General features: G+C 69.8%; 13 protein-coding genes and 2 pseudogenes. 12 read left to right on the plus strand and 3 right to left on the minus strand.

The annotated features are described in order from the left end of the window. Window positions 1-12: 12 nt before the first annotated feature. The 5 genes and pseudogenes from ACZ69Q_RS43855 to ACZ69Q_RS43875 all read left to right on the plus strand — a co-directional run. Window positions 13-1,851, plus strand: a complete 1,839-nt coding sequence (locus tag ACZ69Q_RS43855; RefSeq protein WP_471054144.1) for a hypothetical protein — start codon at window positions 13-15, stop codon at window positions 1,849-1,851. Window positions 1,852-2,403: 552 nt separating this feature from the next. After that, the gene (locus tag ACZ69Q_RS43860; protein WP_471054148.1) at window positions 2,404-2,634 is read left to right on the plus strand and encodes a hypothetical protein; all 231 of its coding nucleotides are present in this window, start codon (window positions 2,404-2,406) and stop codon (window positions 2,632-2,634) included. Between the two features lie 220 nt (window positions 2,635-2,854). Further along, window positions 2,855-2,899 (plus strand): annotated as a pseudogene (locus ACZ69Q_RS43865) (hypothetical protein); the annotation flags it as partial. Window positions 2,900-3,023: 124 nt separating this feature from the next. Further along, window positions 3,024-3,437 carry a RacP protein gene (locus ACZ69Q_RS43870; RefSeq protein WP_471054151.1) on the plus strand — a complete coding sequence of 138 codons (414 nt, stop codon included), beginning with the start codon at window positions 3,024-3,026 and terminating at the stop codon, window positions 3,435-3,437. A 141-nt stretch (window positions 3,438-3,578) separates the two neighbouring features. Beyond that, window positions 3,579-3,725, plus strand: a pseudogene (locus ACZ69Q_RS43875) (hypothetical protein); the annotation flags it as partial. Window positions 3,726-3,876: 151 nt separating this feature from the next. Here the strand turns inward: ACZ69Q_RS43875 and ACZ69Q_RS43880 are convergent. Beyond that, the gene (locus ACZ69Q_RS43880) at window positions 3,877-4,131 is read right to left on the minus strand and encodes a hypothetical protein (RefSeq protein WP_471054186.1); all 255 of its coding nucleotides are present in this window, start codon (window positions 4,129-4,131) and stop codon (window positions 3,877-3,879) included. Between the two features lie 200 nt (window positions 4,132-4,331). On the opposite strand from ACZ69Q_RS43880, the gene ACZ69Q_RS43885 reads away from it, so the two are divergent. The 7 genes from ACZ69Q_RS43885 (at window position 4,332) to ACZ69Q_RS43915 (ending at window position 8,087) form a co-directional block, all read left to right on the plus strand. After that, the gene (locus ACZ69Q_RS43885) at window positions 4,332-5,390 is read left to right on the plus strand and encodes a YihY/virulence factor BrkB family protein (protein ID WP_471054180.1); all 1,059 of its coding nucleotides are present in this window, start codon (window positions 4,332-4,334) and stop codon (window positions 5,388-5,390) included. A gap of 326 nt (window positions 5,391-5,716) precedes the next feature. Then, window positions 5,717-6,061, plus strand: coding sequence for a phosphatase PAP2 family protein (locus ACZ69Q_RS43890; RefSeq protein WP_471054154.1), 345 nt, complete (start codon window positions 5,717-5,719; stop codon window positions 6,059-6,061). A gap of 73 nt (window positions 6,062-6,134) precedes the next feature. Further along, a complete protein-coding gene (locus tag ACZ69Q_RS43895) occupies window positions 6,135-6,554 on the plus strand; it encodes a phage holin family protein (RefSeq protein WP_471054156.1) in 420 nt (139 codons plus the stop codon). Next, entirely contained in the window at window positions 6,551-7,018 is a 468-nt protein-coding gene (locus ACZ69Q_RS43900; protein ID WP_471054159.1) for a DUF3618 domain-containing protein, read from the plus strand. The genes ACZ69Q_RS43895 and ACZ69Q_RS43900 overlap by 4 nt, the downstream gene beginning before the upstream one ends. Then, window positions 7,015-7,281 carry a DUF4235 domain-containing protein gene (locus ACZ69Q_RS43905; protein WP_471054162.1) on the plus strand — a complete coding sequence of 89 codons (267 nt, stop codon included), beginning with the start codon at window positions 7,015-7,017 and terminating at the stop codon, window positions 7,279-7,281. Before ACZ69Q_RS43900 ends, ACZ69Q_RS43905 begins: the two co-directional genes overlap by 4 nt. Before the next feature lie 87 nt (window positions 7,282-7,368). Beyond that, the gene (locus ACZ69Q_RS43910) at window positions 7,369-7,629 is read left to right on the plus strand and encodes a hypothetical protein (RefSeq protein WP_471054165.1); all 261 of its coding nucleotides are present in this window, start codon (window positions 7,369-7,371) and stop codon (window positions 7,627-7,629) included. Window positions 7,630-7,706: 77 nt separating this feature from the next. Next, complete coding sequence (locus ACZ69Q_RS43915) at window positions 7,707-8,087, plus strand: pyridoxamine 5'-phosphate oxidase family protein (RefSeq protein ID WP_471054183.1); 381 nt, start codon at window positions 7,707-7,709, stop codon at window positions 8,085-8,087. 67 nt (window positions 8,088-8,154) lie between these two features. Here ACZ69Q_RS43915 and ACZ69Q_RS43920 read toward each other — a convergent pair whose 3' ends face one another. Beyond that, window positions 8,155-8,358 carry a hypothetical protein gene (locus ACZ69Q_RS43920; protein WP_471054167.1) on the minus strand — a complete coding sequence of 68 codons (204 nt, stop codon included), beginning with the start codon at window positions 8,356-8,358 and terminating at the stop codon, window positions 8,155-8,157. Window positions 8,359-8,512: 154 nt separating this feature from the next. Further along, entirely contained in the window at window positions 8,513-8,866 is a 354-nt protein-coding gene (locus ACZ69Q_RS43925; RefSeq protein ID WP_471054170.1) for an ANTAR domain-containing protein, read from the minus strand. Window positions 8,867-9,229 lie beyond the last annotated feature (363 nt).

A 9,229-nucleotide genomic window follows, 5' to 3' on the forward strand; every position in this document is an offset into this window, starting at 1 on the left:
GACCGTGGGCGATTGGGGGTCGTCATCGTGCGGGACACGCGGCTGGTGCAGACGGCAGTGATCGGGGACGAGCACTCGGATGTGCCCGTCGTCCTGCCGACCGAAGCCATCGAACTGGACGCGTTCCGCCGCGCGCACGCCCACGACACGTTCTGGTGCGGGCTGCTGCTCGGCGGCTGCGGCGCCCAGCTCGCGCACAAGCTGTACGTCGACCGGCAGTGCCACTTCCAGCACCACCCGCAGCCCGGCACCCCGCACGCCTGCCGCCGGCCCAAGGTCGGGGAGTCCAGCGCCGACCATCTGTATGTGAAGACAGCGATATCCCACTCGCTCCTCGACTACGGCCGGGCCGGCCGCTTCGCGTTCCCGCCGCCGATCGGCTCGCTGCTGGACGTCGACCTCGACGACGGCGTCGCGCTGCGGGTCCACATGGACGGCTTGGTGACCCCGGACTGGGCGGGCGGCCGCACCCCGGTCCTGGGCCCCGGCGTCCTACCGGAGCCGGGGGTGCTCTCCCGCTGCCCGTACGTGTACCGGGTCCGACTGGAGAGCGACGGCACCAACCGGCAGGTGTGGATCGGCACCCAGAGCCTGGCTCATCCCACCGAGTGGGTCCCCCTCACCGAGTGCTCCTGGACCGAGGATGGCTTGCTCACCCCGGCCGCCACCGACATCCTCCGACGCGAGTCTCCCGCCACAAGCCCCCCCGCACCCGACTCGGGCGAGGGGGCGCACCGCGCGGGCACCCTGCCGGAGAACGCCGCTCGGTTCGTCCGCGGTCTGGAGGCGGCCCAGCGCGCCGGCACCGTCGAGCACGTCCGCCGGCTGTGCGACGGCAGCAGCGCCTTCCTCGACAGCCTCCACCCTGCAGCTCGTGCTGAAGCCGAGCAGGCGCTGGCCGAAGCCCAGTTATGGCTGGCCAGCCATGAGGACTACCAGCAGCGGGTCTTCGCCGACCTCGAAACGGCCGTCGCCGAGAGGCGGGCCTGGGACGTGCGCTCCCAGCTCCAGACGGCCACGGCCCTCACCCGGCGCGGAGCCAGCGCCGCGGAGCAGCGCGTCCTGGCCGCGGCCCGCGCCTTCGTCCGCCGGCAGGACCACCTCCCCGTCGACTCGGCCCGACCCGTACTCCACCCCCTCCTGGCACCACACCCCAAACGCAGGCGCGACAGGACGAAGGACACCCCCAGGCCGCAGCCAGCACCCAAGAAGAAGGACGAAGACCGCCAGCAGACGAAGGCACCGAACGTCTCCCGTCAGGAACGGCGGGAGCGACGCCGGGCCCTGCGCCGGGCCCGGTTCATCCTCGACCACCTCGACAAGCAGCGCTTCCATCTCTCCGCTGACGAGCAGCGTGAGCTCGCACGAGAGCTGGCGACCGTCGCGGACACCGCCGGCGACTGGCTGTCCGCCGAGGAACGGCGCGAAGTCCGGTTCTGGATCAGGAAAACGTCCCGGACACCGAGGCTGGCCCGGCCGAACCCGGTGCGCCGCGAGCTGGCGCCGGACGCTCTCCGGGCCGCGGCCGCGGCGGTGCGCGGGGCCCTGAAGAAGGCCGCCCGGGAACAGCAGACCACCACCTGGGCTCGGCTGGAACAGCAACTCGGCTCCGCACTCCCCCACATGGCGCTGCCGGACCGGATCCAGGTCCTGACGCTCGTCGACGAAAGCACGCCGGCCGACCAGGCCCTACTGTCGTCTCTCGTTGCCTCAGGGGACCCGACCATGACGACGTCCTACCGCAAGGTCGCCGGCGCCCTGGGGCTGGACGTTCCTGCGGGCGACGGCGACCTGCGCGATGTCCTCGAGGCTGACGTACAGCAGGTCCACCACCATTGGCGCCACCACTAAAACGCACTTCGTGGTGAGTGCCCGTTTCTCAACCTCCGGTATGAATCTTTGGGCGGGTCTAGTCTGGTTTGGTGACCGGGATCAACGGGCCTGTACGGGATCGGCGTTGTCCGGGGTGCGGTGACTGGCTGAGGCTGGATGCCGGGCTGCGGGCGGTGTTCTGCTCGGGGGTGTGTCGTTCCAGGCAGTGGCGTCGTCTGCGGCGGGTGCGGCTTCGTACGGCCGCGCTCGAGCGGGACGAGGGTCGGCGGGTGTGCCCGGTGTGCGGGGCGGTCTGGGTGGCCGGGGTGGATCACCGCTCCAACGCGGTGTACTGCTCGCCGCGGTGCCGCCGGAGGGACTGGGCGGCCTGGAAGGAAGCGTTCGTCCAAGCGTCCGGATAAACGCTTCGGCGAACGGCTCATGTGACCGATTTACTTTCGAACGGTCAGTTGCGGTCATTGCTGGTGGTGGATCTCGAACTGGGCTGACTCTGGCGGGAGTTGGGCCGGGGTGTTGTCGCCGGTGGTCCGGCCTGCCGGGCCCTGACCTGTGAGGGACGGGTGAGGCGTCATGCCCACCGCCACGATCGGCCACATAACCCGCGAGCGCTACGAGCAGATCATCGCCGCCGACCGGGAACTGGTCGGGCAGATGCAGCGCATCCAGTTCACCATCGGGGACCATGCGCTGGAGATCGAGCCGATGCAGCCGGTCGGCGGTGCCCATCCGGCTCCCGGTGAGGAGCCGTTCGGCGTCGACGTGTCGTTGCAGATCTATGCCGATGACCTGGGCTGTCGCTGAGTACGGTCCGCATCTACCGGTTCGCCGCCCACCGCTGGCCCGACGGGCAGCGTCGTCACGGCGTCTCCCACAAGGTCCACTACATCCTCGCGGGCATCCCGGACGACCAGGTGCGCTTCGAGACGATCGACGCCCCTCCGCTGGACGAACGTGCCGGGGTGCGGCGAAGATCGAGCGGACCCAGGAGTTCTTGGACCTGGTCGGAGCTTGCCACCACTTCGTGGCCGCCTGCGGGAAGGCCGTTCCCCATCTGCGCGGCCGGACACTGTCGAACGACGAACAGGCCGTCCTGGCACAGAACGTCGCGCGCTGCCGGGCCACGCTGGCGCCGCCGAGACCGGCGAGGTCGAGGACGACGAACTCGCCCGCCTGCTGCGGGGAGAGTAACCGTGGCCAAGCGCTCCCCGACCGCGGAGCGCCACGCCGACCTGATCCGCAGCGCCCTCTTCGAGGTCGCGCCCGCCGGCATGGTCCTCACCCGGCTGATGGGGGCGTGCGAGCTGAGCCGCTGGCAGACCAGACGGGGCCTGGCCACGCTGCGCGATTTGTGCGCCGAACGCAGCTGGCCACCGGTGATCTGGACCCGTGACCTGGGCTCTCACTTCTGCGCGAGCGAGGCGGAACTGGAGGAATGGGAACGGGCCTGGCTCAGCGAGAAACTCACCCAGTTCCGCCGGATGATCACGGGCGCGATCGGCCCGCACCTGGCCCTGTTCCCCAAGAGTGTCTGGGCCGGCTACCTCAGCGACCAGATGAAGGCGATCGAGTCGAACCTCGCGCTGGCCGCCCGGCCACCGCGCTAACCCACCTCCCACGGCCAGGACGTCCACAGCAGAACCAGGAGACCGGAGCCCGGCCCGCGCGTCCGCAGCGCTCCCCACCCGGACCGGGCCCCACCTCCTCATGCGTGAGTACCGCTATCCCTCCGACATGACCGACGCCGAATGGCAGCTGATCGAGCCGCTGTTGCCTGTCCCGGCCTGCCAGAAACCGACCGGAGGACACCCCGAGGCTCACCCCCGCCGCGAGATCGTCGACGGCATCCGTATCTCGTCGACAACGGCATAAAGTGGCGGTCCATGCCCGCCGACTACCCTCCATGGCGGACGATTTACGGGTTCCCGCGGCGCTGGGCCGCCGCCGGAGTCATCGGTGTCATTCGCGACCAGCTCCGCCGCAAGGTCCGCCTCGCCAGCGGGAAGACACCCCGCGCGGCGTCGGCGATCGTCGACTCACAGAGCATCAAAGGCTCCGAGACGGTTGGCAAGGACACCAGGGGTTGGGATGAAGCCCGACCAGCTCGGCCAGGTGCTGCTTCGTGCACCCGACGACCATGCGCTTGCCGTCGAACTGCGCGTCGACCGCGTGGATCGACGAGGAGTCCGGGACCAGGGCATACCACTCGGTGCTGTCCGAGACCACGGTCCCGCACAGGTCACACAGCTCAGGCTGGGCCTCGTCCTCGGAGCCGTCATCCGGCTCGCTGCTGTCCGTCACCCTTCTCGTCTATCGCCCAACGGCCAAGATCGCCCATGCCAGGTGCTCTTCCATCATCGGCCACTCTCCCGGCAGCCCGGGAGCCAGCCCTGCCGCGTCCCGCACAGCCTCATCGACTCCACATCAGCAGAACACCCAAAAATCTTGCGTTTTGTCATGAATGCGCGTGTGGGGTATGCGTGCCCGGCTACCCGGACACAATGGTGCGGACTGTGAAACGGCATGGAAAGCACGGCGGGCACGCGGCGGCCGACCAGGAGGCCGAGACCGCGCGGGGGGCGGGTGCCGGGCCGGATGAGCAGGTGGAGCGGCAGGCGCCGGACAATCCGACGGACCTGCCCAAGCGCTCCTGGGGGGCAGTGCTGAAAGGCACTCTCAAGGAGTTCAAAAAGGATGAGCTGACCGACCGGGCAGCGGCGCTGACCTACTACGGGATCCTGGCGCTGTTCCCGGCGCTCCTGGCGCTGATCTCGCTGCTGGGGATCGTCGGCCAGTCGGCGACGCAGCAGGTGCTGGACAACATCCAAAAGCTCGCCCCGGGTGCGGCGCGGGACGTCCTCAGTAACGCGGTCAAGCAGATGCAGGGCAACGCCGGGCTTGGTTCGATCATGGCGATCGTGGGTCTGGCGCTCGCGGTGTGGTCGGCGTCCGGCTATGTCGCTGCGTTCATCCGCAGCGCCAACGCCGTCTACGACGTCCCCGAGGGCCGCCCGGTGTGGAAGGTGCTGCCGGTCCGGGTCGGTGTGACCGTGGTACTGATGGTCCTCGCGGTGATCAGCGCGGTGATCGTCGTGTTCACCGGCGGCCTGGCCCGCCAGGTCGGCACCGCGCTCGGTGTCGGGGACACGTTCTTGACGGTGTGGTCGATCGCGAAGTGGCCGGTGCTGATCCTCCTGGTCACGGTCATGATTGCGATCCTGTACTGGGCGACCCCGAACGCACGGGTGCGCGGCTTCCGCTGGATCACCCCGGGCAGCTTCATCGCCCTGCTGATCTGGATGATCGCCTCGGCCGGGTTCGCGCTGTACGTGGCGAACTTCGCCTCCTACAACAAGACCTACGGCACCTTCGCCGGAGTGATCATTTTCCTGGTGTGGCTGTGGATCACGAATCTGGCGATCCTGCTCGGCTTGGAATTCGACGCCGAATTGCACCGCCAGCGCGCCGTGGCCGGCGGTCACCCGGCCGAGAAGGAGCCGTACGTGCAGCCTCGTGACACCCGTAAGTGGGATGAGGAGGACCACCATCGCCTCGACTGAGGCGGCGGACCGCCGCCGCGGGCCTCATCCAGCGCTTCGCCCCGGGTGCTGCGGCGGTTCCGGCGGCGGCGGAGTCGATCCGAGACCGGTGTGCGAGGGCTCTGGACGGGAGGTCGGCTGATCATGGGGATGATGGCGGATCTGCACGACGGGGATCACCGGCTGGCCAGGCGGGCGATCGCGTGTGGGCCGCCCTGGGTGCGGCGGGCAGCGCCAGCGGTGCAGGAGGCGGCCGAGCACACCAAGCTGTGGTGGGCCGCGGCCGCGGGAATGGCTGCCGTCGGCGGGTGGCGCGGCCGCACGGCCGCCGCTGCGGGGTGGTGGCCATGACGGCGGCGCAGGTGCTGCCCAACGCGGTCGTCAAGCCGCTGTACCAGCGGCGCCGCCCGCCACCGGAGCGGGTGCCGGAGGAGGAACTCGAGGAGCGCCCGGACAGCTCCTCCTTTCCTTCCGGGCACACCGCCGCCGCCTTCGGGTTCGCGGGCCCCGTCGCGCCGGTGTGGCCGGCCGCCAGCGCCGTGTGCGGGGTGTCGGCGGCGGTGGTGGCCGCGCAGCGGGTGCACAGCGGTGCGCACTACCCCTCCGATGTGGCCGCCGGAGCAGTGACCGGGCTGGTCGCGGCCACCCTGGTCCGGGCTGCACCACATCTGCCGTGGCGACGGGTGCTGTGACGGGCGGTGGTACGGGGCGGCCGGGGTACTCGGGCAGCCGGTCAGACGGTGGGGTGAAGGAAGGCGAGCACTCATGACAGCAGAAGGTTCCCCCCGCCCGGGCAGCAGCGCGCAGGAACCGGTGGGTGAGCTGGTGCAGCGTGCCTCGCAGCAGCTGTCGCAGCTGGTCCGCGACGAGATGCGGCTGGCGCAGGCGGAGATGACCGAGAAGGGCAAGCGGTTCGGCAAGGGCGGCAGCCTGTTCGGCGTGGCCGGCCTGATGGGGGTGCTCACCCTGCAGGCCCTGGTGGCCACCGTGATCGCCGCACTGTCGCTCGTTATGGATGTGTGGGTGGCGGCACTCATCGTCACGGGCGTCCTGGCCGCCGTCACCGCACTGATGGCGGCGCTCGGCAAGCAGCAGGTCAGCAAGGCATCCCCACCCACACCCGAGCGGGCGGTGGACAGCGTCAAGGCCGATGTGGCAGAGATCAAGGAGAGGGCACACCGATGACCGCAGACAAGCCGCAGGGTGATGAGGCCACGACTTCCCCCGAGGAACTGCGCGAGCAGGTGGAGGCGACCCGCGAGGAACTCGGCGAGACCGTCGAGGCCCTCGCGGCGAGGACCGACGTCAAAACTCGCGCGGCGGAGAAGACAGCGGCCGTCAAACAGCAGGTCGCCGCGAAGACCACACACGTCAAGACCCAGCTGAAGGACAAGGCCACGCACGCGGCCCACGCGGTGCAGGACAAGACCCCGCAGCCGGTGCGCGCCAAGGCCGCCGCAGCCACCGAACAGGCCCGCCACCAGGCCGCGCACCTCGGCGAGCTGGCCCGGGACAAGGCCCCGGAACCGGTGCGTGCGAAGGCCGGCCAGGGCCTGCAGGCAGCGCGCGCCAACCGCACCCCGCTGCTGGCCGCCGCCGGCGCGCTCATCGCACTGCTGCTCATCCGCCGCGCCAGGAGGCACCGATGAAAGCCTCGAAGATCGCCTACAAGCCGGTCGGCCTGGCCATGGGCGCCCTCAGCGGCGTCCTGGCCGGCGCACTGTTCAAGCAGGTCTGGAAACAGCTCGGACACGAACAAGACGCCCCCGACGCCACCGATGAGCACCGCACCTGGCGCGAGATCCTGTCGGCAGCCGTCCTGCAAGGAGCGATCTTCGCCGGCGTCAAAGCCGCCGTCGACCGTGGCGGCGCCACCGCCACCCGCCGCCTGACCGGCACCTGGCCCGGCTGACACGCACAAGGAGGTGTCAGGGCCGCACCGCACGATACCGGCCCTGCGACCTCGCTGCCCGTACCCGCGCGAAGGACCCTCCCCGCCATGTCGGACCAGCACGCGGCCACCACACTGACAGCCGCAGCCATCATCACCATGATCCTGTTCGCCCGGGCGGCAATCCTTCACCAGGGCGGCCGGCGACACCCCGCCCGCACCGGCCGCCCGCCGCGCCGGCGCACCACCTCCCGCGCCGACCAGCCCGCGCCACCCGCAGCGGCACCCTCGGACGCCGCCTCCTGCGTCGTGCGCGAGGCGGAACACCACGTCCACCGCTGCTGGCAGCAGCTCGACCCGCCCGAATGACACGCTCACGGCCGCAGTCGTCCCCACGCCAGCAGCCTCGGGAGCTGTACGAGTCTCGCCTCGTCTCCCCGGCGCGGATGATCGGGTTGGGCCGCACGGAGTCCCTGGCCATGCTGGCCGACGCCCCGATGGGCCGTATCGGCTTCACCCAGCACGCGCTGCTGGTGATCCGCCCGGTCAACCACCTGGTCGACGGCGACACCATCGCCCTCCGCACCTATACCGGCTCGGCGCTGCTGCGCAACACCCCCATTGACGAGGTCGTGGTCTACGAGGCCGACCAACTCGATGTGCACCGCCGCACCGGCTGGAGCCTCATGGTCACCGGCCGTCACCCGGATCACCGCACCCCTGTGACCCGCTACCGGCAACTCCTCGTCCCCTGGATCGACATGGGCATGGACCACATCGTCCGCATCTCCGCCGAACTCGTTACCGGCTACCGTCTCGAACGCTGACCCACTTTCGGATCAGCCGAGCAGTCCACCAGCAACGCAGCCGGCACCGATGCACCTCTGACACTCTTCAGGCTGCATCGTGGTGCCGCGGGGAGTGCGAGGCCGGGTCGTGGTCGGCGGATGCCCGGCTGGTGCTGTGGACCAAACGCAGACGGCCCCTGCGGGCGTGGCGCGTCGCCCGCGGCCTGCCCTGCAGCCAGTCCTCGCAGCGGTCCATCCCGTACAGCAGCAAGCCCAGCATGGGCAGCAGCGACACAGCGACGGCGATCACAGCACAGATTCCTTCCGGCTGGCAACACCTGACCGGGTTGCCCACCCTGCGGTGACCAACAGCCCTCCCGCGTGAAGGTCTGGTGACGGCCAGATGTGGGCGCGGACTAGAACCGCCGAGCCCCCACTCCGGACGAATCCGCCGGGCCTGCGCCCTACACGCCTCCGGCACGGCGAGCGCGCCATGCCGCCACTGCCGCCGACAAGTGGTCTCGAAGATCGGGCGGCATCGGCACCTGCTGCGTGGTCGCGACCACGGCCTCCGACACGTCATGCAGCTTGGTGTTGGAGTGCTGGGACACCCTAACCAGCATCTGCCACGCCTCTTCCTCGGTGCACGACCAGGTCGCCATCAACACGCCGCGGGCCACGTCAATCACCGGCCTGCGCTCCAAGGCCTCCTTGAGCTGCTCCGTCTCCTCATACAGCAACTCGGCCTGCTTAACGACCGGCATCCCGGCGAGGGGTCCCGCGTGCTTATGGTCCTGGCGCTGCGCATCGCCGGGCATCTCTCCACGCCGGGGATCAGGGCCTTGGGAAGGTCGCATAAGAGCAGCCTGCCCGGCATCACCCTGCCCACACGCGACCACCCCGCGACGGGCGAGGGGCTGGTCAAGAGCCTGGTTGAGTGGCGCGGTGTGGTCACTGGAACGCCCACCCGAGAGATTGATCACGCGGAGGCACGACAGGTGATTCCTGATGCCCTTTCAGGCCACCAGGTTCACAAACAGGTACTGAGCTTGTTCTTTAACCTCCGTCCCTACTCTGACGCTCCCCCTTAGACGTCATTTCAATTGGTGTGATCTTGCGGCAGTCTGGGGCGATGACTGCTGCGCTTGTCGAGCGGATGGCGCCGGAGGACCTGTGGGAAC

This window comes from Streptomyces sp. NPDC036764, assembly GCF_055609385.1.

Bases quoted from the DNA above. Each gene is read 5' to 3' on its own strand.
- ACZ69Q_RS43910 (WP_471054165.1), top strand. From the start codon at position 7,369: ATGTCGGACCAGCACGCGGCCACCACACTGACAGCCGCAGCCATCATC.
- ACZ69Q_RS43900 (WP_471054159.1), top strand. From the start codon at position 6,551: ATGACCGCAGACAAGCCGCAGGGTGATGAGGCCACGACTTCCCCCGAG.
- ACZ69Q_RS43895 (WP_471054156.1), top strand. From the start codon at position 6,135: ATGACAGCAGAAGGTTCCCCCCGCCCGGGCAGCAGCGCGCAGGAACCG.
- ACZ69Q_RS43915 (WP_471054183.1), top strand. From the start codon at position 7,707: ATGATCGGGTTGGGCCGCACGGAGTCCCTGGCCATGCTGGCCGACGCC.
- ACZ69Q_RS43925 (WP_471054170.1), bottom strand. From the start codon at position 8,866: ATGCCCGGCGATGCGCAGCGCCAGGACCATAAGCACGCGGGACCCCTC.
- ACZ69Q_RS43860 (WP_471054148.1), top strand. From the start codon at position 2,404: ATGCCCACCGCCACGATCGGCCACATAACCCGCGAGCGCTACGAGCAG.
- ACZ69Q_RS43885 (WP_471054180.1), top strand. From the start codon at position 4,332: ATGGTGCGGACTGTGAAACGGCATGGAAAGCACGGCGGGCACGCGGCG.
- ACZ69Q_RS43905 (WP_471054162.1), top strand. From the start codon at position 7,015: ATGAAAGCCTCGAAGATCGCCTACAAGCCGGTCGGCCTGGCCATGGGC.
- ACZ69Q_RS43890 (WP_471054154.1), top strand. From the start codon at position 5,717: ATGACGGCGGCGCAGGTGCTGCCCAACGCGGTCGTCAAGCCGCTGTAC.